The organism is Paraburkholderia panacisoli, assembly GCF_008369935.1.
GTDB classification, from domain to species: Bacteria; Pseudomonadota; Gammaproteobacteria; order Burkholderiales; family Burkholderiaceae; genus Paraburkholderia; species Paraburkholderia panacisoli.
On the sequence record NZ_VTUZ01000006.1, the window covers coordinates 15660 to 41232 of the forward strand.

Annotated in this window: 24 protein-coding genes; 9 read left to right on the top strand and 15 right to left on the bottom strand. The window is 64.7% G+C overall.

What is annotated here, in order from left to right; translation table 11 throughout:
- Positions 1–104: 104 nt before the first annotated feature.
- The 3 genes from ttcA to FVF58_RS10745 all read right to left on the bottom strand — a co-directional run bounded on the left by ttcA (position 105) and on the right by FVF58_RS10745 (position 2430).
- Positions 105–1124 (bottom strand): tRNA 2-thiocytidine(32) synthetase TtcA, encoded by a 1020-nt coding sequence (ttcA, locus tag FVF58_RS10735; protein ID WP_149669887.1) that lies wholly within the window; start codon positions 1122–1124, stop codon positions 105–107.
- A gap of 3 nt (positions 1125–1127) precedes the next feature.
- Positions 1128–1523, bottom strand: coding sequence for a dihydroneopterin aldolase (locus FVF58_RS10740; protein ID WP_149669888.1), 396 nt, complete (start codon positions 1521–1523; stop codon positions 1128–1130).
- An 88-nt stretch (positions 1524–1611) separates the two neighbouring features.
- A complete protein-coding gene (locus FVF58_RS10745) occupies positions 1612–2430 on the bottom strand; it encodes an SDR family oxidoreductase (protein ID WP_149669889.1) in 819 nt (272 codons plus the stop codon).
- A gap of 13 nt (positions 2431–2443) precedes the next feature.
- Between FVF58_RS10745 and FVF58_RS10750 the strand changes: the two genes are divergently transcribed.
- Together FVF58_RS10750 and FVF58_RS10755 are read left to right on the top strand one after the other, a co-directional pair.
- Entirely contained in the window at positions 2444–3634 is a 1191-nt protein-coding gene (locus FVF58_RS10750) for a class I SAM-dependent methyltransferase (RefSeq protein ID WP_149669890.1), read from the top strand.
- A 31-nt stretch (positions 3635–3665) separates the two neighbouring features.
- Positions 3666–3860, top strand: a complete 195-nt coding sequence (locus tag FVF58_RS10755; RefSeq protein WP_149669891.1) for a DUF2905 domain-containing protein — start codon at positions 3666–3668, stop codon at positions 3858–3860.
- Positions 3861–3932: 72 nt separating this feature from the next.
- On the opposite strand, the gene FVF58_RS10760 is transcribed toward FVF58_RS10755, so the two are convergent.
- The 4 genes from FVF58_RS10760 to FVF58_RS10775 form a co-directional block, all read right to left on the bottom strand.
- The gene (locus FVF58_RS10760; RefSeq protein WP_149669892.1) at positions 3933–5165 is read right to left on the bottom strand and encodes a multifunctional CCA addition/repair protein; all 1233 of its coding nucleotides are present in this window, start codon (positions 5163–5165) and stop codon (positions 3933–3935) included.
- Positions 5162–5815 (bottom strand): glutathione S-transferase family protein, encoded by a 654-nt coding sequence (locus tag FVF58_RS10765; RefSeq protein WP_149669893.1) that lies wholly within the window; start codon positions 5813–5815, stop codon positions 5162–5164. The genes FVF58_RS10760 and FVF58_RS10765 overlap by 4 nt, the downstream gene beginning before the upstream one ends.
- Positions 5816–5845: 30 nt before the next feature.
- Positions 5846–6799: a complex I NDUFA9 subunit family protein gene (locus FVF58_RS10770; RefSeq protein WP_149669894.1), complete on the bottom strand. Its 954-nt coding sequence runs from the start codon at positions 6797–6799 to the stop codon at positions 5846–5848.
- 82 nt (positions 6800–6881) lie between these two features.
- On the bottom strand, positions 6882–8849 hold the full coding sequence (locus FVF58_RS10775) for a lytic transglycosylase domain-containing protein (protein ID WP_149669895.1): 1968 nt from the start codon (positions 8847–8849) through the stop codon (positions 6882–6884).
- A gap of 20 nt (positions 8850–8869) precedes the next feature.
- Here FVF58_RS10775 and FVF58_RS10780 point away from each other — a divergent pair, with 20 nt between their 5' ends.
- Positions 8870–9469: a 5-formyltetrahydrofolate cyclo-ligase gene (locus FVF58_RS10780; protein WP_149669896.1), complete on the top strand. Its 600-nt coding sequence runs from the start codon at positions 8870–8872 to the stop codon at positions 9467–9469.
- A gap of 70 nt (positions 9470–9539) precedes the next feature.
- Here the strand turns inward: FVF58_RS10780 and FVF58_RS10785 are convergent, their stop codons facing one another.
- A complete protein-coding gene (locus tag FVF58_RS10785; protein ID WP_149669897.1) occupies positions 9540–10052 on the bottom strand; it encodes a winged helix DNA-binding protein in 513 nt (170 codons plus the stop codon).
- Between the two features lie 215 nt (positions 10053–10267).
- On the opposite strand from FVF58_RS10785, the gene pxpB reads away from it, so the two are divergent.
- From pxpB to FVF58_RS10815, 6 genes are all read left to right on the top strand, one after another.
- Positions 10268–10921, top strand: coding sequence for a 5-oxoprolinase subunit PxpB (gene pxpB, locus FVF58_RS10790; protein WP_149669898.1), 654 nt, complete (start codon positions 10268–10270; stop codon positions 10919–10921).
- Positions 10918–11970, top strand: coding sequence for a 5-oxoprolinase subunit C family protein (locus tag FVF58_RS10795; RefSeq protein WP_149669899.1), 1053 nt, complete (start codon positions 10918–10920; stop codon positions 11968–11970). Before pxpB ends, FVF58_RS10795 begins: the two co-directional genes overlap by 4 nt.
- A 20-nt stretch (positions 11971–11990) precedes the next feature.
- Complete coding sequence (gene pxpA / locus FVF58_RS10800) at positions 11991–12743, top strand: 5-oxoprolinase subunit PxpA (protein ID WP_149669900.1); 753 nt, start codon at positions 11991–11993, stop codon at positions 12741–12743.
- A gap of 300 nt (positions 12744–13043) precedes the next feature.
- Positions 13044–13778, top strand: a complete 735-nt coding sequence (locus FVF58_RS10805; protein ID WP_149669901.1) for a DUF969 domain-containing protein — start codon at positions 13044–13046, stop codon at positions 13776–13778.
- The gene (locus tag FVF58_RS10810) at positions 13775–14731 is read left to right on the top strand and encodes a DUF979 domain-containing protein (RefSeq protein WP_149669902.1); all 957 of its coding nucleotides are present in this window, start codon (positions 13775–13777) and stop codon (positions 14729–14731) included. The genes FVF58_RS10805 and FVF58_RS10810 overlap by 4 nt, the downstream gene beginning before the upstream one ends.
- 213 nt (positions 14732–14944) lie before the next feature.
- A complete protein-coding gene (locus FVF58_RS10815; RefSeq protein WP_149669903.1) occupies positions 14945–16747 on the top strand; it encodes a tetratricopeptide repeat protein in 1803 nt (600 codons plus the stop codon).
- 2 nt (positions 16748–16749) lie between these two features.
- Here the strand turns inward: FVF58_RS10815 and FVF58_RS10820 are convergent, their stop codons facing one another.
- From FVF58_RS10820 to FVF58_RS10850, 7 genes are all read right to left on the bottom strand, one after another.
- Positions 16750–17901 (bottom strand): TraB/GumN family protein, encoded by a 1152-nt coding sequence (locus FVF58_RS10820; RefSeq protein WP_149669904.1) that lies wholly within the window; start codon positions 17899–17901, stop codon positions 16750–16752.
- Positions 17894–18913 carry a peptide ABC transporter ATP-binding protein gene (locus FVF58_RS10825; protein WP_149669905.1) on the bottom strand — a complete coding sequence of 340 codons (1020 nt, stop codon included), beginning with the start codon at positions 18911–18913 and terminating at the stop codon, positions 17894–17896. The genes FVF58_RS10820 and FVF58_RS10825 overlap by 8 nt, the downstream gene beginning before the upstream one ends.
- Positions 18910–19917 carry an ABC transporter ATP-binding protein gene (locus FVF58_RS10830; protein ID WP_149669906.1) on the bottom strand — a complete coding sequence of 336 codons (1008 nt, stop codon included), beginning with the start codon at positions 19915–19917 and terminating at the stop codon, positions 18910–18912. The genes FVF58_RS10825 and FVF58_RS10830 overlap by 4 nt, the downstream gene beginning before the upstream one ends.
- 1 nt (position 19918) lies before the next feature.
- Positions 19919–20836 (bottom strand): ABC transporter permease subunit, encoded by a 918-nt coding sequence (locus FVF58_RS10835; protein WP_149669907.1) that lies wholly within the window; start codon positions 20834–20836, stop codon positions 19919–19921.
- A gap of 7 nt (positions 20837–20843) precedes the next feature.
- Positions 20844–21854, bottom strand: coding sequence for an ABC transporter permease subunit (locus tag FVF58_RS10840; RefSeq protein ID WP_149669908.1), 1011 nt, complete (start codon positions 21852–21854; stop codon positions 20844–20846).
- A gap of 138 nt (positions 21855–21992) precedes the next feature.
- Complete coding sequence (locus FVF58_RS10845) at positions 21993–23621, bottom strand: ABC transporter substrate-binding protein (RefSeq protein ID WP_149669909.1); 1629 nt, start codon at positions 23619–23621, stop codon at positions 21993–21995.
- Between the two features lie 196 nt (positions 23622–23817).
- Positions 23818–25461: an ABC transporter substrate-binding protein gene (locus FVF58_RS10850; protein ID WP_149669910.1), complete on the bottom strand. Its 1644-nt coding sequence runs from the start codon at positions 25459–25461 to the stop codon at positions 23818–23820.
- Positions 25462–25573: the final 112 nt, after the last annotated feature.

Below are 25573 nucleotides of genomic sequence, written 5' to 3' on the forward strand. Positions count from 1 at the left end.
GTGGCCGACGATTCTATCATGCACCACATGGTGAAAAAGGCGCGCGGGCGGGCGCTTCTCGCCGGTGAAATAGCGCGGAAACGCCCGCCTTCCGGGCCTTTCCGTCATAGGTCGTCGAACTGGACGATCGAGATCGGCTTCGCCGCGCCGAGCGTTGCGCCGTCGTCGTTGCCGGTCGAACACGGCTCCTCGTCGAACGCGATATCGCCCTGCGGATCGGCTTCGCCGGTCGCGCGCAGGCCCGCGAACGGAAACAGCGTGTGATCCATCAGATGCGACGGCACGATGTTCGACAACGCGTTGAACATGTTTTCGATGCGGCCCGGAAAACGCTTTTCCCAGTCGCGGATCAGCGCCTTCATTTCCGCGCGTTTCAGGTTCGGTTGGCTACCGCACAGATTGCACGGAATGATCGGGAATTCGCGCAGCTCCGCGTACTTTTCCAGATCGGTTTCCTTCACGTAGGCGAGCGGGCGGATCACGATGTTCTTGCCGTCGTCCGATTGCAGCTTGGGCGGCATGCCCTTCAGCTTGCCGCCATAGAACATGTTCAGCAGCAGCGTTTGCAGAATGTCGTCGCGATGATGGCCGAGCGCGATCTTGGTCGCGCCGAGTTCGCCCGCGACGCGGTACAGAATGCCGCGCCGCAGCCGCGAGCACAGCGAGCAGGTGGTTTTGCCTTCCGGCACCAGCCGCTTGACGATGCTGTAGGTGTCCTGGTTCTCGATGTGAAACGGAATGTCGAGCTGCTTCAGGTATTCGGGCAGCACGTGCTCGGGGAAGCCCGGCTGCTTCTGGTCGAGATTCACGGCGACGATGTCGAAGTTGATCGGTGCGCGTTCGCGCAGCCGCATCAGGATGTCGAGCATCGCGTAGCTGTCCTTGCCGCCCGACAGGCAGACCATCACCTTGTCGCCTTCCTCGATCATGTTGAAGTCGCCGATCGCCTCACCGACCTGGCGCGCGAGACGCTTGAACAGCTTGTTGTTCTCGTACGCTTCCTTCTGCTCGCGGCGCGTAAGCGGCGATTTGGCCTTCGCGGCGGGCACGGCGGTCTGCGTGGCGTCGATGGCGTCAGCAGTCTGGACGGCCGAGCTGTCGTTCAGGATTTCCGGAGCGTTCATGGCTCAATCCTCTTTGATTCGGAAGACTTCGACGCCCACTGCGTCGCAGTCGGGATACACGTCCGGCTTCTCGGTCGACACGCGCGCGGCCCGCACCTGCGGATGCTCGAGCATGGTCCTGACGAGGTCGTCGCACAGCGTTTCCTGCAAGTGGATATGGCCTTGCTCGACGCGCCGCGAAATGGTGGAGCGCATGAAATCGTAGTCGACGACTTCGTTCAGCTTGTCCTGAACCGGCGTGGACAGCGCGAGCGGCACGAACAGTTCGACGTTGATCACGACGCGCTGTTCGCCGCGCTTTTCGAAATCGTGCACGCCGATATTGATGTGCACTTCGTAGTTGCGCAGAAAGAGCCGGCGGCAATCGGCGAGCCGGGGGTGCGAAAGAGCGGCAAACATGTTCGTTCCAGTCGAAAAAAGCGTGCGGAGCACGCAAAGGGGCGCTTCACTGCGCGGCGGCCGCCCGTTCAGGCAGGCCGCGCGCGCTTCAGGCACCCGTCAAAAACATTACGTCGCGCGGCAGCGGCACGAGATGCTGCCCGCCGTCGACCACCAGCGTCGTTCCGGTGACGCCGGCTGCATCCGCGAGATACAGCGCGGCGGCGACAATGTCCTCGGGCCGCGACGCACGGCCCAAAGGCGCAATACGGTGAGCGGCGGCAAAAGCATCCTCGGTCTGATCGCCGGATTGCATCGTCAGACCGGGCGCGAGCCCCACCACGCGCACTTTCGGCGCCAGCGCCTGCGCCAGTGCGACCGTGGCGGTTTGCAGCGCCGCCTTCGAGAGCGTGTACGACAGGTAATCCGGATTCATGTTGTACAGCTTCTGATCCAGCACGTTGATCACGACGCCGCGCTGGCTTTCGTCGGTGCGCGCGGTCTCCGGCGTCGCGTCGAACAGCATGCGCGCGAGCACCAGCGGCGCGCCGAGATTCATCGCGGTCAGCTTGAGCAGCAGGTCGTAGCCGACATTGCGCGCCGTGTCTTCCTCGAAGCGCGACGCGTTGTTCACGATGCACACCGGCCGGCCCAGCGCCGCCGTGCAGGCCGGCAAAAGCCGCTCGACCTGCGCCTCGTCGCCCAATTCCGCCTGCAGCGCGACCGCGCGGCGGCCCAGCGCGGCGATTTGCGCGACCACTTCGTCGGCCTCTTCGCGCGACGCGCCGTAGTGGACTGCCACATCCCAGCCACGCGCCGCGAAGCCGAGCGCGAGCGCGCGCCCGATGCGGCGGGCGGCGCCGGTAATCAGCACGACACGCGGCGTGTCAGGCGCGCGGGCAGCGGCGGTGTCCAGAGAGGCGGTCATTTACAATGCGGGGATGAATCCGAAAGCTCACCAACCCGATAGTTTACCTGCTCCCGGCCCAGGCCCGCTCGCGCAGTCCGAAGCGCTGGTCGCGCGAATCCGCGCGGACCTCGATAGCGCCGGCGGCTGGCTGCCGTTCGACCGCTACATGGAACGCGCGCTGTACGCGCAGGGACTCGGCTATTACAGCGGTGGCGCGCGCAAATTCGGTCTGCGCGGCGACGACGGCAGCGACTTCGTCACCGCGCCGGAACTGTCGCCGTTGTTCGCCGCGACGCTGGCGCGCCCGCTCGCCGAAGCCTTGCAGGCAAGCGGCACGCGCGACGTGATGGAGTTCGGCGCGGGCACGGGCAAGCTGGCCGCCGGCTTGCTCAACGCGCTCGACGCGCTGGGCGCCGGATTCGACAGCTACTCGATCGTGGATCTGTCCGGCGAATTGCGCGAACGTCAACGCGAGACGATCGCGGCCGCGGCGCCCGCGCTGGTCGCGAAAGTGCGCTGGCTGGACGCGTTGCCGGAGCGATTCGAGGGGGTGGTGATCGGCAACGAGGTGCTGGATGCGATGCCGGTGCGTCTGTTCGCGTCGAACGGCGGTGTCTGGCACGAGCGCGGCGTGGTGTGGCGCGACGACGCGTTCGCGTTCGACGACCGGCCGGTGTCCGCGGCGGCGGACCTCGCGCTGCTGGCGGACCTCGACATTGCCGGCGACGACTACGTAACCGAAACGCACGAAGCCGCCGGCGCGTTCACGCGCACCATTTGCACGATGCTCACGCGCGGCGCGGCGTTTCTGATCGACTATGGTTTTCCGCGTCACGAGTACTACCACGCGCAGCGCGCGCAAGGTACGCTGATGTGCCATTACCGGCATCGCGCGCACGGCGATCCGTTCCTCTATCCGGGCTTGCAGGACATCACCGCGCACGTGGAATTCACCGGAATCGCCGAGGCCGGTGTCGAGACGGGCGCCGACTTGCTGGGCTTCACGTCGCAAGCGCGGTTTTTGCTGAATGCGGGGATTACCGAAGTGTTGTCGGAAATCGATCCGGCCGACACGGCGAGGTTTCTGCCTGCGGCAAATGCAGTGCAGAAAATGTTGTCCGAGGCGGAGATGGGCGAACTGTTCAAGGTGATCGCCTTTTCGCGCGGACTGGACGACACGCTGCGAGCGTTTTCCAGCGGCGACCGCTCGCATACGTTGTGATTTTTGCCTTATTGGGCGTCAGGAACTCGCGATGATTCGCTGGCTGTTGACTACGTTCGTTGCGGTGGCGGTGCTGTCGAGCTGTTGGCCGTGGCTCAGGAAGCTCGGCATCGGCCGCCTGCCCGGCGACGTGACCTTGCGCCTGTTCGGCCGCGAGTACCCGTTTCCCTTTATGTCGACGCTGGTGTTGTCGATGCTGTTGTCGCTGCTGGCGAGGGTGTTGTAAGTTCGTTCGGGTCGGTTCGCCTTCGATCACGGCGGCATGCGCCGCGTCAAAGGCAAGCCCACGAAAAGCGCTCTACCCCAGCGCCGCTTCCACTGCGCGAACGCGCTCCTGATGCACGGCGTCCTTGATGCCGGCAGGCGCATCGGCCAGCCGCTGCGCCACCGCGCCGGCATCCACGCCGCGCGCCGCGACAAGCGCCACTCTAAGCCGCTCCGCTTGCGGATAGTCGCTCATCTCGAACCCCAGACGCCCACGCGCATCGGCCTCGCACGCCTGCAACGCTTCGGCGAAACGCGCCGGTTTGCGGATCGCGTCGCAACGCTCGATCAACCTCACCAGCGCCGCAGCCCCCATTTCCATCACGCGATGAATGCTGCCGTGCTCGCGCGCCACCAGCAGCGCCAGGTCACGGCAGTCGTTCGGCACACGCAGCCGCTCGCAGAGCGGCTTCAATAAATCGACACTGCGCCCCTCATGGCCGATGTGGCGAGGCAAGACGTCCTCGGGCGTGGTTGCCTTGCCGAGGTCGTGCGCCAGTGCGGCAAACCGGACCGGCAACGCATAGCCCTGCTGCGCGGCGTGATCGACGACCATCATCACGTGCACGCCCGTGTCCACCTCGGGGTGATAGTCGGCCCGCTGCGGCACGCCGAACAGCGCGTCGATCTCCGGCAGAATCCGCGCTAACGCACCGCACTCGCGCAGCACCTCGAACATGCGCGACGGCTTTTTCTCCATCAAGCCGCGCGACACTTCCTGCCACACGCGTTCGGCCACCAGCGCATCCACCTCGCCGTCGGCGACCATCTTGCGCATCAGCGTCAGCGTTTCCGACGCGACCGTGAAGTCGACAAAGCGCGCGGCGAAGCGCGCGATGCGCAAAATCCGCACAGGGTCTTCGAGAAACGCATCGCTCACATGCCGGAACAGCCGCGCCTGTAAATCGGCTTGACCATTGAACGGGTCGACGACCGGGCCGGTCAACTCGCCGTCCGGGCGCACCTCGCGCGCCATCGCGTTGATCGTCAGATCGCGGCGCGCAAGGTCTTCTTCGAGCTTGACGTCCGGCGCGTAGAAGAACTGGAAGCCGTGATAGCCCGCCGCTGTCTTGCGCTCGGTGCGCGCGAGCGCGTATTCCTCGTGCGTCTGAGGATGCAGGAACACCGGAAAATCCTTGCCCACCGGACGGTAGCCCTGCGCCACCATCTGCTCGGGCGTCGCGCCGACGACCACGTAATCGCGGTCCTGCACCGGCACGCCCAACAGTTCGTCGCGGATCGCGCCGCCTACGGCGTAGATGTTCATGGGCATACGTCTTGATACGGAATCGCGAAGGTGTCGCTGCGCGCGGCATTGATCCATGCCTGCACCGCGGGCAACGCGGTGAGCCGCTCGACGTAGGCCCACGAGGTGGCGGACAGCGTTGGCCGCCACGTGTTGAAGCGCATCGCGACCGGCGCGTACATCGCATCGGCAATGCTGAACTCGCCGAACAGGAATGGACCGCCATGCGCGTCGAGGCAGTCGCGCCAGATGGTCTCGATCCGCGCGATATCGGCCAGCGCGCCCGGCGTCGCGTTCTTGCCAGGGAACGACGCGCGAATGTTCATCCACATGTTCGAGCGCAACTCGCCGAAGCCCGAATGCATCTCCGCGCTGACGCTGCGAGCGTGAGCCCGCGCCGCCGCGTCGCGCGGCCACAGCGCGTGCTGCGGGAAGCGCTCGGCCAGCGTCTCGGCGATCGCCAGCGAATCCCAGCTGGCCTGCCCCGCTTCGTCGATCAGACACGGGACCTTGCCCGGCCCCTGCGGCGCGTGAGCGACGATCGCCGCGGTCGTGCCCGGTTGGTCCAGATGGATCAACACTTCTTCAAAAGGGATGCCGAAATGCTTTAGCAGCAGCCACGGCCGCATCGACCACGACGAATAGTTCTTGTCACCAATAAGCAGTTTCATGCCTGTTATCAACGGAGTGGGAATAGAGGTTTAGCGGCCGGCGGTCGCGCGGAACGTGTCGAAGCGCGAACGCGTCGACGCGCCGGTCAGATAGACCGGTGCGATCGTTTCGATGGCGACCGGCTCGATCCCGAGCTCAGGCGCGAGCGGGCCGCTCAACACGTTGTCGACTTTCATCGAATCCAGATTGTCGCGCGAGATCACCGGTTCGCCGGGTGCCATTTCGAAGGTCAGCGCCTGCAGCCGCGCCAACGCTTCCGGCAAGCGGATGATGCGCGCATGCTTGCCAATCACGTCGCCGCAATACGTGACGAGGTCTTCGAGTGTGTAGACCGTCGGGCCGCCCAGTTCGTAGGTCTGGCCGCTCGCGGCATCGAGATCGAGCACGTTGACGATCGCCTTCGCGACATCGTCGACATACACCGGCTGGAATTTCGCATCCGGCATCGCGAGCGGCAGCACCGGAAACGTCCGTTGCAGGAACGCGAACTTGTTTAGGAATTGATCTTCGGGGCCGAACACCACCGACGGCCGGAAAATCGTCCACGCGACGTTTGCCGCATGCACTGCCTTTTCGCCGTCGCCCTTCGAGCGCGAGTACATGCTGGGCCCGTTCGGATTGGCGCCGAGCGCGCTGATGTGAATGAGCCGATGCACGCCCTTGCCTTCACATGCCGCGACGATCCGGGTCGGCAATTCGACGTGCGTGCGCGCGAACTCCCGACCATAGGGCGTGCCGCGTTTGCTGTTCAGGATGGCGACGAGATTGATCACGCAATCGGCGCCTTCGACGAAGCGCGCGAGCTGGACCGGATCGAACACGTCGGTTTCGATCACGTCGATCGGCAGGATGGTGAGATGGCGAGCGTTGTAGCGCCGCCTTGTGGCAATGCGCACGTCTTTGCCCATGTCGACGAGCGCGTTGACGAGGTGGCTGCCGATGAACCCGGAACCGCCGATGATCGCAATGGCTTTATGTCGCATTTTCGACTCCCTGGTGGAAGCCGCGGCAACGGCTGGCGTGGCGCGCCGCAACCTCGAAGCGAGGCCGCGGCGGCACGGCGCTTTACGGTGCGATGTAACCCAGACGCGCCTTCAGCGATTGCGGACGGCCTTCGAACAACGCCGCGTAGTAGACCGTGTTGGACAGCACATTCTTGACGTAGTCGCGCGTTTCCTGGAACGGAATCGCCTCGGCGAAGATCGCGCCTTCAACCGGATGCTGCAACGACTGCCGCCAGTTGCGCGGACGGCCCGGTCCCGCGTTATATCCGGCTGTGGCCAGCACGGCGGACCCGTCGAACTGATTGTAGATCATCGACAGGTAGTTGGTGCCGAGCAGGATGTTGGTGTTGATGTCGTTCATCTGCTCGCGCGAAAGCGGGCCGAGGCCGATCTTTTTCGCGACCAGTTGCGCGGTGCCCGGCATCAATTGCATCAAGCCGCCAGCGCCGACTTCCGAACGCGCGTTGATGATGAAGCGCGACTCCTGGCGAATCAGCCCGTACGCCCATTCCACATCCAGACCATTCGACTGCGCATCGCGATCGACGATCTCGCGGAACGGCGACAGATAACGCAGCGAGAAGTCGTGTTCGCTCTTCGTGCGGTCCGCCGTGTTGACGGTGCGGTCATACAGCTCGATACGGCGCGCGTATTCGGCGGCTGCGAGCAGGTGGCGGTCGCTCATCGTGCGCAGCGGCCAGTTCCATTCGCGATTGCCTTCGAGCCGCAGATTCAGCGCATAGAACCGCTGCGCCAGATCGAAGCCCGGCGTGTTGCCGGCTTGCTGAACTTCCGCATCGGTCACTGTGGTTTTCGGCGGCACCGTGATCTTCTGGCCGAGTTCTTCGGCGGCCAGTTGGCCGTAGAAGTTGTAGCCCGGCGCGATCGATTCGAATTCCTGGTTGGCCGTGCTCGTGTCGCCGGCCTGTTTCAGTGCGCGCGCATGCCAGTACACCCACGACGGCTGCTTGCGCAACGTCTCCGGCATCTGCTCGATCGACCAGCGCACCATGTTCCAGTCGCCGGCGAGCAGCGCCGTGCGGGTGCGCCATTCATACGCGGGATTGGACAACGGCGCGTTCGCCGACAACCGGTACCAGTCCACCGCGGTGGGCATCTGCTTGAGGGCGGCCTGATAGGCAATCGTGCCCCAGCCGATCGCGCGCTCGGGCGAGTTCAGCGACGGCGCGACCGAAGCGAAGGTGGCCGCGGCCATCGCCGGATCGTTGCGCGCCATCCGCGTGATCGCGAGCAGCGCCAACTGATGCGACTGCGCATCCGGACCGACACCGCGCGCGAGCAGCAACGGCGGCGTGTTCGCGGCCTGGCCGAACAGCACCGGATCGGGCGTCGGGTCCCCGAGCGCGTCGACCAGTTTGCTGCCCGTGCTGGTGTAGTTCTGCTCGTACGCCAGACGGATCTGCTGCCAGACGTCGTCGGCGCTGAACTGGCGGCTCGCGCCCAGCGAGACGATCAGATCGACGCAGCCGTCGCCATACCACTTCGGATCGACCAGCAGCGCGCGCGCTGCATCCGCGACGTTTTCGCCGCGCGACGCGCGCGATTCGAGCGCGTAGCACTTCACCTGGGTGTCGTCGTTCAGCACGAAGCGGGCGTATTGCTGATCGAAGTTGCGCCAGTCGTGACGCGTGCCGAGCACCGTGAGGTAGTCGTTGCGCAGACGGTCGGCGATGGCCTGGCCGTCGTACTTCTGCAGGAACGCCAGCACCGGCGCATCGGGCGCGTCGACGCGCGCATGGCCGGTGGAATCGAATAGCTGCGGCTTGAGCTGGAAATACTCCAGATACGAAGGCGCCGGATAGTTCGGGATCATGCTCGCCAACTGCGCCGCGCGTGCCGCGTCGTTATTGCGGGCGGCCTCGCGCAACTGGACGAAGGTCTGGTCGTCGTTCGTGAGCTGCGAAAGGGGAATGGGTTTGACGGCGGAGGCCGTGCTGCACGCGACGAGTGCCGCTGCGGCCAGCGCCAGTCCGGCCGCGCGATATACTCGATAAAGGCGTTTTGACATCGTTATTTCTGGAGCGCGAATTGGACCCAAGCATAGCATGCAACGCTGTCCCGGCAGCGAAAAAGGCGCTGCGCCGAAGGCTATTGGAAGCAAGGCTGCAAGCGGCTTCCACGCCGGAGCACAATGCCGCGCTCGGGCGTCGCCTGCTCGATGCGTTGGAGCATTACGGGGTGGGTAGCGTGGGGTTCTACTGGCCGCTCGCGGGCGAGTTCGACGCGCGCCCCGCGATCTCGGTCTGGCTGGCTGCCGGCGCGCGGCGCGAAGCCAGTTTGCCGATTGTTAAAGAACGTGGCGTGCCGCTCGAATTCCATGCATGGACACCCGATACGCCGATGAAAATCGGTCATCACAAGATCGCCGAGCCGACCACCGGACAAAGGGTACTTCCCGAACTGCTGTTCGTCCCTTGCGTGGGGTTCGACATCGACGGTTACCGGCTCGGCTATGGCGGCGGCTATTACGATCGCACGCTGGCCGCATGGCCGGGTTCGAAGAAGCCGCTCACGGTCGGCATCGCTTATGAAGCGTGCCGCACGCAAACGCTGCAACGCGAAGCCCATGACATTCCGCTCGATCTGATCGTCACCGAAGCGGGGACTTATCCCGTGCCATTGAGTTGAGCCTGCGGCAAGCCGCGGCGTCGCTTCGCTGCAACTTCGCCTTAGCCCGCCATAACCGCCATAACCCGCGTTACAGGGACGCCGCCGCCCGGGCGGCCGTGTCGTACAGACCGGATGCGTTGCGCATCAGCTGGGCGGCCTCGCCGATCTGCTGATTGGTCAGCCCGCTTTCCTTCAGCGTCGAAATCAGACAGCTCTCGCGCACCTCGCGATACTTCAGACACAACTCGCGGCCCGCGTCGGTCGCCGAGAAGAACACTTCCTTGCCGGTCTTTTCGCTTTTTACATACCCTCTAGCTACGAGCTTCTTCAACGCGTAGGTGGCGACGTGCGTGTCTTCGATGTTCAGCACGAAGCAGATGTCCGCCAGCTTCTTGCGGCGCTCGCGATGGCTGACGTGGTGCAGCAGCGACACTTCGATTGCGGTCATGTCCTTGTCGCCCGCTGCCGACATGCAGCGCACCATCCACCGGTTGAAGGCGTTGCCCGCCATGATCAGCGCATATTCGAGTTCGGACAGTTCCGCGCTGGTCTCGGATACGAGGTGTTCCGATGAGACGATCTTGGTGGGATGGCGCGACATGACGAAGAGTCTCGGGAGTCAGATGAGAAGGTGTCGGGAGTGTACGACGAGCGCCCGCTCCCGGGGAGCCTGGCAAAAACGCTTATTGGGAAATTGTTGATATTTTATTGATAATGTACGCTTGCAATGTCGCATGCGCGATGCTGCAAGCGCGTCTCGGGATCCGCCGTGCCCGAATCCTCCGACTCGACCTGGGCCGTTAAGCCATCAGCCAAATGAGCCAACCAAGAATCTTTCCGCTCGGCGATGCCGCGCTTGTTTGCGAAGCGCCGCCGCCTGCCTCGCTGGAGTGCCAGCAGCGCGTCTGGGCGGCCGCCGAGGCCGCGCGCGACTGGCCGCACGTGCTGGAAGTCGTGCCGGGCATGAACAATCTGACGCTCACGTTCGATCCGCTCGAAGCCGACCGCGACGCGCTCGCCGAGCATTTGCTGACGGCCTGGAACGCCGCGAGCAAGGCGCGCGCGCCGGGCCGTGAAGTGCAGATTCCAGTGCAGTACGGCGGCGAGTTCGGCCCCGATCTGCAAGCGGTCGCCGATCACACGGGCCTCACCGCGCGCGAGGTCGTGCAGCGTCACGCGGATGGCGAGTACGTGGTCTTCTTCCTCGGCTTCCAGCCGGGCTTCGCCTACATGGGCGGCCTCGAAGCCGCATTGCACGCGCCGCGCCGCGCGTCGCCCCGGCTCGAAGTGCCGGCGGGGTCGGTTGGCATCGGCGGCGAACAGACCGGCATTTATCCGGCCACTTCGCCCGGCGGCTGGCAACTGATCGGCCGCACCGAACTGCCCCTCTTCGACCCGGCGCGCCGCCCGCCCACGCTGCTACAGCCGGGCGACCGGGTGCGCTTCACCATCGCGGGGATGCACGCATGATCGATGTGATACGCGCGGGTCTGCTGACCACGATTCAGGACCTCGGCCGTCACGGCCACCGGCATCTCGGTGTCGCGATGGGGGGCGCGCTCGACCGTCTGTCGCTCGAAGTCGGCAACCGGCTGGTCGGCAACCGTCCCGACGCGGCCGGTCTCGAAATTACCATCGGCCCGACCGTGCTGCGGTTTCTGCGCGCGACGCGGGTTGCCATCACCGGTACGGAATTCGGCGCGACGCTCGACGGCAAGCCGGTCTATTCGTGGTGGAGCCTGCCCGTGCAGGCCGGCCAGGAACTGGTGCTGAACGCGGCGAAGCGCGGCATGCGCGGCTACGTCTGCGTGGCGGGCGGCATCGACGTGCTGCCGGTGCTCGGCTCGCGCAGCACCGACCTCGCCGGCCATTTCGGCGGACTTGGCGGGCGCGCGCTGCGCGACGGCGACCGCCTGCCGGTCGGCGCGCCGCAGCAGCGCGGCCACATCGGCTTCACGCCCGAGGCGCCGGAGTTCGGCGTGAAGGCGCCCAGCTGGTGCAAGTTCGTGCTGGTTCACGAGCCGCTGCGGCGTGGCCGTCATCCGTCAGGGGTGCCGTGGGCCGTGCCGATCCGCGTGCTGCGCGGCCCGGAATATGACAGCTTCACCGACGCGGCGCACGAAGCGTTCTGGTCCGACGAATGGCTCGTCACGCCGAACAGCAACCGGATGGGTTATCGCCTGGCCGGCGCCGAACTGACGCGCACGCAGAAAACCGACCTGCTTTCGCACGCGGTGTTGCCCGGCACGATTCAGGTGCCGCCGAACGGCCAGCCGATCGTGCTGATGAGCGACGCGCAAACCACCGGCGGCTATCCGAAGATCGGCGCGGTGATCCAGGCCGATCTGTGGAAACTTGCGCAGGTGCGGCTGAACGCCTCCGTGCGCTTCATCCCGACGACGCCGTTCGAGGCACGCCAGGCTTTGCTGGAAGAGCGCACGTATTTGCGGCAGATCGACGCCGCGATCGCGATGCATGAAGAACGCTGCGCACGCCGGCTGGCGGTCGCGGCGCTGTGACACTCAGTTGGGGAACCACCATGGACATTGATTTGAACGCCGATCTCGGCGAAGGCTGCGGCTCCGACGAGGCGCTGCTCGACCTCGTCAGTTCGGCGAATATCGCCTGCGGCTGGCACGCGGGCGGCCCGAATGCGATGCGCGAATGCGTGCGCTGGGCGGTGCAGAAAGGCGTGTCGATCGGCGCGCATCCGAGCTTCAACGATCCGGAGAATTTCGGCCGCAAGGAAATGGATCTGCCCGCCGGCGAGATTTACGCGGGCGTGCTGTATCAGCTCGGCGCGCTGTCGGCGATCGCCCAGGCCGAGGGCGGGCGCATCGCACACGTCAAGCCGCACGGCGCGCTGTACAACCAGGCCGCGCGCGACGCGCAGATCGCCGACGCGATCGTGTCGGCGGTGCACGATTTCGATCCGTCGGTCGCCGTGTTCGCGCTCGCCAACAGTGGTCTCGTGACGGCGGCACGCAACGCGGGCCTGATCGCGATCGAAGAAGTGTTCGCCGACCGCGGCTATCGCGCCGACGGGTCGCTGGTGCCGCGCAAGGAGCCCGGCGCGCTGCTCGACGATGAGAACGAAGTGCTGGAGCGCACGCTCGCGATGATCCGCGAGCAGCGCGTGCAAGCCGTCGACGGCCAATGGGTGTCGTTGAACGCGCAAACCATCTGCCTGCACGGCGATGGCCCGCATGCGCTGGCGTTCGCGCGGCGCATTCGCGGCGCGCTGGATGCCGCCGGCATCGAAGTTCACGCGGCCAACGCCGCACGCGTCTGAGCGCGAGCTTCGGCGGCGAGCCAGACAGCGCGAATCGACCCTTGCGACACCTCAAACGCCCCGCTTTCCAGCGGGGCGTTTGCCAGGTGCGGCACGTATTGGACGTATTGCGGCAGCGGCGGCACCGCAGTCTCAGCAAAAAAAGCAGCCGCAGCCACAAATGCAGTTGCAGTTGCAGTTGCAGTGCGAAGCGACGCGGCCATCAAGAGCCGTGGCAACAAGACGGCGCAGGGAACACCACGCGCCGGCCCACGTCAGCCGCCACCCGCGGCGAGGTTGAAACCCTGTTTGGAGATCCTGATGCAGACAACAGTCAGTCTATGGCCGCTCATTGGCGTAGCGGTCATCATCGCCGGCTTTTTATTGCGGTTCAATCCGATGCTGATCGTGGCCGCCGCCGCGATCGTCACCGGTCTGGCCGCGCAGTTCCCGCCTGACAAGATCCTCGCGGACATCGGCACCGGCTTCATCAAGACGCGCAACATCCCGCTCATCATTCTGCTGCCGCTCGCCGTGATCGGCCTGCTCGAAAGGCATGGGCTGCGCGAGCGCGCGCAAGCGTGGATCGGCGGCATCAAGGCGGCCACTGCGGGGCGTCTGCTGATCGTTTATCTGCTGGTGCGCGAACTCACCGCCGCGGTCGGCCTGACCGGACTCGGCGGCCACCCGCAGATGGTGCGTCCGCTGATCGCGCCGATGGCCGAAGGCGCGGCCGAAACCCGCTTCGGCAAGATCAGCGACGAGGTGCGTTTCAAATTGCGCGCGTTCGCCGCGGCGACCGACAACGTGGGCCTCTTCTTCGGCGAGGACATCTTTGTTGCGTTCGGCGCGATCGTGCTGATGACGACCTTCCTGAAGGAAGCGGGTATCGTCGTCGAGCCGATTCACGTGGCGGTGTGGGGCATTCCGACCGCGATCTGCGCGTTCATCGTGCACGGCTTCCGGCTGTATCTGCTCGACCGCCGGCTCGACCGCGAACTGCGCGGCAACGCCACCGCGTCGCCGGTGCGCTCCGCCGCGGGAGACAAAGCATGACGTTCACCATCACCTATCTGTTCTGGCTGTTAGGCGTGGTGCTGCTGGTCGTTGGCGGCATGATCGTGACGGACAAAGCGCACCCGCGCCGCTTTACCACAGGCGGCTTCTGGATTCTCTACGCGCTGATCTTCCTGATCGGCGACAAACTGCCGCCGGCCGTGGTCGGCGTCGCGGTGATCGTGATGGCGCTGATGGCGGGCTTTGGCGGCGTCACGGCGGCCAAGCCGAAAACGCTGTCGCTCGAAGCGCGCAAGGCGAGCGCGGCGCGCCTGGGCAACAAGCTGTTCGTGCCCGCGCTGACCATTCCGGTCATCACCGTGATCATCACGCTGTCGGCGAGCCACCTGGTATTCGGCGGCATGCCGCTGATCGAGAAGGCCAACGTCACGCTGATCGGCTTCGGTATCGGCTGTGTGATCGCGCTCGCGGTGGCCTGCGTGATGACGCGCGACACCGTCGGCCAGTCGATGAAGGAAGCGCGCCGGCTGGTCGATGCGCTGTCGTGGGCGGCGGTGCTGCCTCAGATGCTCGGCATGCTCGGCCTCGTGTTTTCCGACGCGGGCGTCGGCAAGGCGGTCGCGCACGTCACCACGTCCTACATCAGCCTGGACTACCGCTTCGTCGCGGTGGCCGTGTACTGCATCGGCATGGCGCTCTTCACGATGGTGATGGGCAACGGCTTCGCCGCGTTCCCGGTGATGACGGGCGGCGTCGGCGTGCCGATCCTGGTGGGCGTGTTTCACGGCAACCCGGCGGTGATGGTCGCGATCGGCATGTTCTCCGGCTACTGCGGCACGTTGATGACGCCGATGGCCGCGAACTTCAACATGGTGCCGGCCGCGCTGCTGGAACTGCCGGATAAGAATGCGGTGATCAAAGTGCAGATTCCCACCGCGCTGACATTGCTGGTCATCAACATCTTCCTGTTGAATTTCCTGATGTTCCTGTAGGGCGCCTGCCTTTCTTGCTGGCCTCGTCCGATGCATCGCAGCTTGCTGCCGCGATGCATCGGTGCAGCAAATCCATCGCGCATCGCGCGCGTGTATGAATTAGGAAGCGTCCGATCGTCGCGGCAAGGGGCGGCCAATAAAATCGCCGACGGTCTCCCCATCACCCGCGCCGGCTCGCGCAGTCGCGCTGCTCGCGCTTCCTAGCAGGTGTCAATGGAACATCCATCCCGCCGCGCCGGCAACCGCGCCGCGCGGCCACCCGCCGCCGCCCACGTGAACTCGCTGATCGACGCCGCGCTCGCCGTGCACGAGGCCGGCCAGTTCGACGCCGCCGAACCCCTCTATCGTCAAGCCCTCACCCTCGACCCCACGCATACGAGGGCGCTGCATTACTTCGGCGTGTTGCACTATCAACGCGGCCAGCACGACGCCGCCGAGACTCTGATGAGCCGCGCGCTCAAACTCGACCGCCGCGATGCAGCCTGCTGGAGCAACCGTGGCCTCGTGGCCGCCGCGCTCGGCCGTCTGGACGAAGCGATGATCTGCTACGACCAGGCATTGCAGCTTCAGCCGGATTTCGCCGACGCGCGCAACAACTTCGGCGTCGCGCTCCAGGCGCAAGGCTCGCTGAACGAAGCCCTCGAACAATACCGGCTCGCGCTCGCGGCGAACCCCACGATGGCCGATGCGCATCTGAACATGGGCACGGTGCTGAGCCGGCTTGGCCGTTTCGAGGAAGCGCTGGCGTGCTACCGCGATCTGCTCGCGTTCGACCCGAACTCGGCGGAAGCGCACTTCAACGCGGGCAATGCGCAGCGCGCGCAAGGCCAGCACGACGCGGCTATCGCGAGTTTCGAGCGGGCGCTCGCGCTGCGCCCGGATTACGTGGAAGCGCACGTCAATCTGGGCAGCCTGATCGGCCGTCTCGGCGACTACGCGGGCGCGGAAGCGCATTACCGGCGCGCGGTTGCGCTCAAGCCGACGCCGACCCACCTCGTGTGCCTGGGCGGGTCGCTCGCCGCGCAAGATCGGCTCGACGAAGAGGAAGGCTTCTATCGCGAGGCGCTCGCGCTCGATCCGCATTACGCGGACGCGCATCAGAATCTGGCGTGGCTGCTGCTCAAGCGCGGCGATTACAAGCAGGGCTGGGCCGAGTTCGCGCTGCGCTGGCGCAAGCAGGACTACGACGCGCTCGCGGTGCCGGGCGTCGCCGAATGGCACGGCGAGCCGCTCGACGGGCGTCGTCTGCTGGTGGTCGGCGAGCAGGGTTTCGGCGACCACTTCCAGTTCCTGCGCTTTGCGCGCGTGCTGCAAGAGCGCGGCGCGACGGTCGACCTGTGCGTGCGCGAGCCGCTGCCGCCGCTGGTCGAACGCATACCGGGCGTGAATCGCGCGTTTAGCGGCAAGCCCGGCCGTGACTATGATTTCTGGGTGCCGATGATGAGCGTGCCCTCCTGTGTCGGCACCGAGCTGTCCAGCATTCCGGCCGGACTGCCGTACCTGTTCGCCGACAAGACGAAGCTCAAGACATGGCGCAAACGGGTGAGTCCGGTCGACAAAACGAAGCGCAGAGTGGGCCTCGTATGGGCCGGCAGTCCCACGTTCGGCAACGACCGCTACCGGTCAATGAAGCTCACCGACCTGAACCCGTTGAGCGAGTTGAAGAACATCGCGTGGTACGCGCTGCAGAAAGGCCCGGCGCATGCGCAACTGGCCGACGCGCCACAAGCGTTCCGTGCGCGCGATTTCACCGCTCATCTGACCAGCTTCGAAGAAACCGCCGCGCTGATCATGCAGCTCGATCTGGTGATCGCCGTGGACACCGGCGTCGCGCATCTGGCGGCCGCGTTGGGCAAGCCGGTGTGGCTGCTGCTGCCGGCCAATTCGGATTGGCGCTGGCTGCAAGCACGCAGCGACTCGCCGTGGTATCCGGGGATGAGACTATTCCGGCAAACGACGGCTGGAGACTGGCGCACGGTGGTGGCGCAGGTGGCCGAGGCTCTGAGGGCGCAGTAAGCTCACCCCGCCTCGACCACGAACCCGCGCTGCCGCAAAAGCTGCAGCACGCCTTTCGGTCCGCCCAGATGCAACGCCCCGATCGCGACGAACACCGGCTTGTTCGGCGCGGCGATCTGCAGCATCCGCGACACGAAGCGCCGGTTGCGCTCGTAGACGATCTTGTTGTCGATCGAATCCGACACGCGCTTGTCGCGCGCCAGATTTTCGGACTTCGCGGCCTGCCACGCGGCGATCGCATCGGCATCGCCGACCCGCCACAGGCGATGCAGCGCACGCACGTCGGCAACGTTCTGCGCGGCTGTCTGCACCAGGTCCTGCGCCAGCATTTCGCGCTGCTGCGCGAGCGAGAGCCCCGTGAACGCGTGCATCTGTTGCGGCAACGTTTCAAGACCGACGATCTTGCCGCGCGTCTTCAGATATACGTTCTGCAATTGCGCTTCGGTGCCGTACTCGGTCTGTAGACCGGCGCTCAGCGAATCGTAGGTTTCGACCACCAGCGACGCCAGCCACGGCCGCATTTTCTTGATGGCATCGAGGGCGGCGAGGTTGCCTCGCAGACGCATGGCCAGCTTGTGCCACAACGGCTCGGGCAGCAAACCGGGCAGACAGTCGCGCCGGCACACGCCGTACTTCGACACGTCGTCTTGCGAGACCAGCAGTTCGTCGGGGGAAAGTTCGAGCGCCAGCGTCGGCGACGCGGCGAGAGCAGCGAGGATCGGCGCGCGGAACGGCTGTCCGGCGGGATAGTCGACGGGATCGCCGACATGCAGCGTGCCCAGCACGTAAATGGTGGTGGTGCCGCGTGTCGCGACATAGAACGGCATGCGCGCCGGTTGCGCGCGCACCGGACCGCTCGCGGTGGTGCCGGGTGGCGCGGATGCTGGATCGAAGCCCGGCGGGTTCGCGCGCGGCGGGGCCGGCACGCCGGGCACCGGCACCACCGGGCGACCCGCCTGGGCGGGCGCATTGGCCGCCGCACCCGCCGCGCGCGCGACGCCGAGCGGTCCTGTGCCCAGATAAAGCGCACAACATACGCCGAGCAGCGCGGCACCGTTCAGTGCACGCGCTCTCCAGCGCCGCGCGAAAGCTGCAGCGCGGCCGCCATCACGCAAGCGGCGCGCAATACGACGCGCCGCCGCCACATCAGGCATCCATGTCCCCCACCTCCTCGGCGCGGTGACACGATACCTGACGGCCATCCACTTCACGCAGCTTCGGTTCTTCACTGCGGCAGCGGTCGATCGCATACGGGCAGCGCTGATGAAACGTGCAACCCGAAGGCGGATGCAATGGCGACGGCATTTCACCTTGCAGCTTGATCTTGATGCTTCGATCTGCTTCGAAGATCGAAGGCGTCGCCGACATCAGCGCGCGCGTGTACGGATGCCTCGGCTTCGAGAAGATCCGCTTCTTGTCGCCAAGCTCCGCCACGCCGCCAAAATACATCACCATCACATCGTCAGCGATATGTTCGACCACCGACAGGTTGTGCGAGATGAACACGTAGCTCGTCCTGAACTCTTCCTGCAGATCCATGAACAGATTCAGAATCTGCGCCTGGATCGACACGTCGAGCGCCGACACGGGTTCGTCGGCGACCACGATCTGCGGGTCGAGGATCATCGCGCGCGCGATCGCCACGCGCTGCCGCTGGCCGCCGGAGAACATATGCGGATAGCGCTTCGCATGCTCGGGACGCAGGCCGACGGTGCGCATCATCTGCGCGATCCGTTCGGTGCGCTCGACGGCATTGAGCTGCGTGTTGATCGCGAGCGGCTCACCGAGCGTCTGCTCGACGGTCTTGCGCGGATTCAGCGACGCAAACGGGTTCTGGAACACCATCTGCACGCGCCGCCTCAGCGCCGCGATCTTCGCGTGATCGGCACCGGCCACGTCTTCACCGTCGATCAGCAAACGGCCCGCGCTGGGCGTCTCGATCATGGTCAACTGACGCGCGAGCGTGGACTTGCCGCAGCCGGATTCGCCGACCACCGCCAGCGTCTTGCCGCGCTCCAGTGAGAACGACACGCCGTTGAGCGCCTTCACGGTGCCGGACGCGAACATGCCCCGCTTGACCGTGTAGTAACGCGCGAGATTATCGGCGACAAGCACGTGATCGCCCGAATGGTGCGGGTGGCGCCGCGTTTCGTGGACTGCGTTCATCGTGCGCCTCCGTGGGTGTGAACGTTGGCGTCGCCGCTCAGGTTCAGGGGTTTGATGCAGCGCACGCGCGCCACTTCCGCGTGGCCTTGCATCGGCGCGAGCGCGGGCCGCGCCTTCAGGCAATCGTCGACCACGTACTTGCAGCGCGGTGCGAACAGACACCCCTTGGGCCGGTCGTCGCGCCCCGGCACCATGCCCGGCAATGCGGCGAGCCGCACTGCGCCCACGTTATGTTCGGGAATTGCCGCCAACAACGCTTCCGTGTACGGATGATGGGGGGCCGCGAAGATGTCCGGCACCTTGTTGGTCTCGATCACTTCGCCAGCGTACATGACCGCGACGCGCTGCGCGACCTCGGACACCACCGCGAGATCGTGCGAGATCAGCACGAGCGCCATCCCGCGTTCCTTCTGCAGCTTGATCAGCAGTTCCATGATCTGCGCCTGGATCGTCACGTCGAGTGCGGTGGTCGGCTCGTCGGCGATCAGCAGCTTCGGGTTGCAGGCAATCGCCATCGCGATCATCACGCGCTGGTTCATGCCGCCCGACATCTGATGCGGAAACGAGCCGATGCGGCCTTTGGGGTCGGGAATGCCGACCTGGTCGAGCAGTTCGAGCGCGCGTTTGTCGAGCGCGCCGCCGCGCAGGCCCTCGTGCAGCTTCAGCACTTCCTTGATCTGATAGCCGACCGTGTAGCTCGGGTTCAGACTGGTGAGCGCGTCCTGGAACACCATTGCGACGTCTTTGCCAATGATCTTGCGGCGCTCTTTCGCCGACGCTTTCAGCAGGCTCTTGCCGTTGAAGGTGATCTCGTCGGCCGTGACTTTGCCGGGCGCGTCGATCAGGCCCATCAGCGCCATCATCGTCACGCTCTTGCCCGAGCCCGATTCGCCGACCACGCCGACGACTTCGCCCGGTGCGACGTCCAGATTGATTCGATCCACAGCGGGCAAGCCGGCGAAGTTCACCGCCAGATTGCGGATGGTCAATAGGTTATTGCTCATGTCAGGCCATCCGTTTCAGTTTGGGATCGAGCGCGTCGCGCAGCCCGTCGCCGAGCAGGTTGATCGCGAGCACCGAGATCAGGATGGAAAAACCCGGCATGGTGACGATCCACCAGGCGCTGTCGATGTAATCGCGCGCCGAGGCCAGCATCGCGCCCCACTCCGCCGACGGCGGTTGCACGCCGAGGCCGAGAAAGCCGAGCGCGGCGGCGTCGAGAATCGCCGACGAGAAACCCAGCGTAGCCTGCACGATCAGCGGTGCGGTGCAGTTCGGCAGCACTTGCGAGAACATCAGGCGCAAGGTGCCGGCGCCCGCCACGCGCGAAGCGGTCACGTATTCCTTTTGCAACTCGCCTTGTGCCGACGCGCGCGTCAAACGCACATAGCCGGGCAGCGCGACGATCGCGATCGCCAGCATCGTGTTGACGAGACCGGGGCCGATGATCGCAACCACCGCGACCGCGAGCAGCAGCGACGGCAGCGCGAGCAGCACGTCCATGATGCGCATGATCGGCGTGTCGGCCCACTTCTCGAAGAACGCCGCGATCAGCCCGAGCACGATGCCCGGAATCAGCGCGAGCACGACCGACACGAAGCCGATCCAGAACGACAGCCGCGCGCCGTACATCAGGCGCGAGAGGATGTCGCGGCCCGCTTCGTCGGTGCCGAGAATGAACTTCCAGTTGCCGCCGTCGAGCCATGCGGGCGGAATCTTCACGGAGTCGCGATATTGCTCGATCGGGCTGTGCGGCGCGATCAGCGGCGCGAAGATCGCGACGAAGATCAGCACGAGCACGATGATGCCGGCGCCGACCGCGCCACGGTTACGCGAGAAATTCGCCCAGAATTCGCGGGCGGCGATGGCGCGGCCGCTGGGAGGCGTGACCGCTTGGGGGACTGTATTTTGAATGTCTGCCATTTTGGTGTTACCTCGTATGGCGAATGCGCGGATTCAGCACGCCGTACAACAGATCGACGACGAGGTTCACGACGATCACCAGCGTGGCGATCATCAGGATACCGCCCTGCACGACCGGATAGTCGCGCCGGCCGATCGCATCGATCAGCCATTTGCCGATGCCCGGCCAGGAGAACAGCGTCTCGGTCAGCACCGCGCCCGCGAGCAGCGTGCCGACCTGCAAGCCGATCACCGTCACGACAGGAATCAGCGCGTTGCGCAACGCGTGCACGACGATCACGCGCCCCGGCGACAAGCCCTTCGCGCGCGCGGTGCGGATGTAGTCCTCACGCAGCACTTCGAGCATCGAGGAACGCGTCATCCGCGCGACGACCGCGAGCGGAATCGTGCCGAGCACGATGGCCGGCAGGATCAGATGGCTCAGCGCGGACTTGAACGCGCCTTCGTCGGTGGACATCATCGCGTCGATCAGCATGAAGCCGGTCACGTGCGGAATGTCGTATTCGACCGCGATGCGGCCCGACACCGGCGTCCAGCCGAGCTTGACCGAGAACACCATGATGAGGATCAAGCCCCACCAGAAGATCGGCATCGAGTAGCCGGTCAGGGCCGTGCCCATCACCCCGTGATCGACCACCGTGCCGCGCCTGAGCGCGGCGAACACGCCCGCCGGCAGGCCGATGATCAGCGCGAACATCATCGCGCAGATCGACAGTTCGACGGTGGCGGGAAAGCGTGCGAGGAATTCGCCCATCACGCTGGTGTTGGTGATAATCGAGGTGCCGAGATCGCCGTGCAGCGCGCGTCCAATGTAGTGGACGTACTGCATCGGCAAGGGCTCGTCGAGCCCGAGCCGGTGCATGGCGGCGGCGTGCATTGCAGGATCGACGCCGCGCTCGCCCATCATCACTTCGATGGGGTCGCCCGGTATCAGGTGAATCAGCGCGAACGCGAGGATCGTGATGCCGATGAAAGTCGGTATCACCATGCCGATGCGGCGCAAAACAAAGCGGAACATGGTTCGTCCCTATGGTCTTGGTGAAGAAAAAACGCAACCGGCGACAAGGGCTTGTGACCCCGGTCGCCGGACCATTTCGACCAGTTTTCTAACCGTGCGAAAAGCGTACTGCGCGAATTTTACGGCTGGCTTGCCGGATTACTTGATGCTTACGCCGTCGAAGCGCGCGTAGCCGAGCGGTTCGATGCGCATGTCGACCACCTTCTTGCTGACCGGCTGGTAGACAGTCGAGTGGGCGATCGGCGAGAACGGCAGTTGCTGCGCGAAGATCTTCTGCGCTTCGACATATGCCGTAGTGCGCGCGGCCACGTCGGACGTCGCGCGGCCCTTCTGGATCAACTCTTCGAACGGCTTGTAGCACCACTTCGAGAAGTTGTTGCCGTTCACCGCTTCGCAGCCGAGCAGCGTGCCGAGCCAGTTGTCTGGATCGCCGTTGTCGCCGGTCCAGCCGATCAGCATCGTGTCGTCCTCGCCCGCGTGCGCGCGCTTGATGTACTCACCCCATTCGTACGTGACAATCTTCGCCTTCACGCCGATCTTGGCCCAGTCGGCCTGGATCATTTCCGCCATCAGGCGTGCGTTCGGGTTGTACGCGCGCTGCACGGGCATCGCCCACAGCGTGAGGTCGAAGCCGTTCGCGTAGCCGGCCTTCGCGAGCAATGCCTTGGCCTTGTCCGGATCGTAAGGTGCGGCCTTCAGATCCTTGTAGAACGACCACTGGGTCGGCGGCATCGGATTGGTGGCCAGCTGGCCCGCGCCCTGGTACACCGATTCGATGATCGCCTTCTTGTTGATCGCCATGTCGAGCGCCTGACGCACTTCGAGCTTGTCGACCGGCTTGTGCGTCACGTTGTACGCGAGGTAGCCCAGGTTGAAGCCCGGTTGCGACGGCATGTCGATGTTCGGCTCGGCTTTCAGCGGCGCGATGTCGGCCGGACGCGGATAGCTCATCACCTGGCATTCGTCGCGCTTGATCTTCTGCACGCGCACGCCGGCGTCCGGTGTGATCGAGAAGATCAGCTTGGAGATCTTCACCGCGTTCGGCTTCCAGTATTCCGGATTGCCGTCGTAGCGGATCGTCGCGTCCTTCGTATAGCTGCGGAAAATGAACGGGCCGGTGCCGACCGGGAACTGGTTGATGTCGGCCGCCTTGCCGGCCTTCAGCAGCTTGTCCGCGTATTCGGCCGACAGGATCGATGCGTATTCCATCGCCAGATTCTGGATGAACGGCGCGTTAACTTCCTTCAGCGTGAACTTGACCGTGTACGGGTCGACCTTTTCGACGCCGGTAATCAGCTTGTCCAGACCCATGTCGGTGAAGTACGGGAACTGCACCGGGTAGGCCTTGCGGAACGGCTGGTTGGTGTCCAGCATGCGCTGGAACGTGAACACGACGTCGTCGGCGTTGAATTCACGCGTCGGCTTGAAGAACGACGTGGTCTGGAATTTGACGCCGTGGCGCAGATGGAACGTATAGGTCTTGCCGTCCGACGAGACATCCCACTTTTCCGCGAGACCCGGTTCGACCTTGGTGCCGCCGCGTTCGAATTCGACAAGGCGGTTGTAAACGGTGAACGTGTTGGCCGTGAAGTCGACACCCGTCGTATATTGGGCCGGATCGAAACCCGCAGGACTGCCTTCTGAGCAGTAGACGAGGGTCTTGTTCGGAATCTCGGCGCGCGCGCTGTTCGCACCCACCAGCGATGCCGCTGCAGCTGCGACGAGCGTCGTAACACGCGCGGCGCGCAACAGATTGTTTTGCTTCATGTTTCCTCCAGGTTCAGGACTGGCTTCCGCCAGCGTAGCGCGATATTACTTGAGCTTGGCTCGCAGCAACAAGCGGAGGAAATTCCCTCTGTTGACGATCGGAAACTATTCGGGCATAAGGGCAGCCGCACCGCCGGCGCGGGCCGGAGGATGCGGCTGTAGCGGGTTGGGGCAGCAAAAAAGCGGCCCGCTGCGCTTATTTGATGCCGACGTTCATGAATTGCGTCGGGCCGAACGGGTCGATCTTGAATCCCGCGACGTCCTTGCTGATCGGCTGATACACCGTGGAATGGGCGATCGGCGTGAACGGCACCTGGTCCTTGAAGATTTCCTGGGCTTCCGTGTAGGCCTTGGTGCGCGCGGTCATATCGGTGGTGCCGCGGCCTTTTTTGATCAGATCGTCGTAAGGCTTGTAGCACCATTTGGAAAAATTACTGCCGTTCACCGCGTCGCAGCCCAGCAAGACGCCGAGCCAGTTGTCCGGGTCGCCGTAATCGCCGGTCCAGCCGATCAGCATCGCTTCATGCTCGCCCGAATGGGCGCGGCGAATGTACTCGCCCCACTCGTACGTGCCGATCTTCACCTTGACGCCGATCTTCGCCCAATCGGCCTGCAGCATTTCCGCCATCAGGCGCGCGTTCGGGTTATACGGCCGTTGAACCGGCATCGCCCACAGCGTCAGGTCGAAGCCGTCGGGATAGCCGGCCTGCTTCAGCAGCGCTTTCGCCTTTTCGGTGTCGTAGGGGGCGTCCTTCAGGCTTTTGTCGTAGCCCCATTGCGTCGGCGGCATCGGGTTGGTCGCGGTCTGACCGGCGCCCTGGTAGACCGACTCGATGATCGCTTTCTTGTTGATCGACATATCGAGCGCGCGGCGCACCAGCACGTTGTCGAGCGGCTTCTTCGTGGTGTTGTACGCGATATAGCCGAGATTGAAACCCACCTGGCTTGGCATCGCGAGCGACGAGTCGGCTTTGACCGTCGGAACGTCGGCGGGACGCGGGTACGACATCACCTGACATTCGCCGCGCTTCAACTTTTGCAAACGCACGGCCGGATCGACCGTAATCGCGAAGATCAGCTTGCCCACCTTGACCACGCCCGGTTTCCAGTAATCGGGATTACCGTCGAAGCGGATCGTATCGTCCTTCGTATAGCTGCGGAAAATGAACGGGCCGGTGCCGACCGGATATTGATTGATATCCGACGCTTTACCCGCCTTTAATAACTGATCGCCATATTCCGCCGATAGGATCGACGCGAACGGCATGGCGATCTGCTGCAGGAACGGCGCATCGACTTCCTTGAGCGTAAAGCGCACCGTGTACGGATCGATCTTTTCGATCTTCGCGATGTTTTTGGCGAGGCCGAGGTCGTTGAAATACGGGAACGGCACCGAGTACGCCTTGCGGAACGGCTGCTCGGGGTCGAGCATCCGCTGGTAGGTGAAGACGACGTCATCCGCATTGAATTCGCGCGTTGGCTTGAAGAACGACGTGGTCTGGAATTTCACGCCGTGGCGCAGATAGAACGTATAGGTCAGGCCGTCCGGCGAAACTTCCCATTTTTCGGCGAGGCCGGGTTCGATATCGGTGCTGCCGTGCGCGAACTCGATCAACCGGTTGTAGACCGTGTACGAGCCGGCACTGAATTCGACGCTCGTCGTGTATTGCGCGGTATCGAAGCCCGCCGGACTGCCTTCGGAGCAAAACACGAGGGTTTTGTCGGGCAGCGTGGCGGCCTGTGCCGCAATCGGCGTCATGCCGGTCGCGGCGACCGCAAGAGCGGCGAGCGCGGGCAGGCAGAACTGGGAAACCGTAAACAGCCTTGTTGTTACTGTCATATCGTCCTCCGCACAGCAGCCGGGTCAGCTGCGTTTCGATCATAGACAGCGCAAAAATGGGCTTCAACAGGGACTTACCACGCCATCGGGCGCGAGGCGGGGCGTCGGCGGC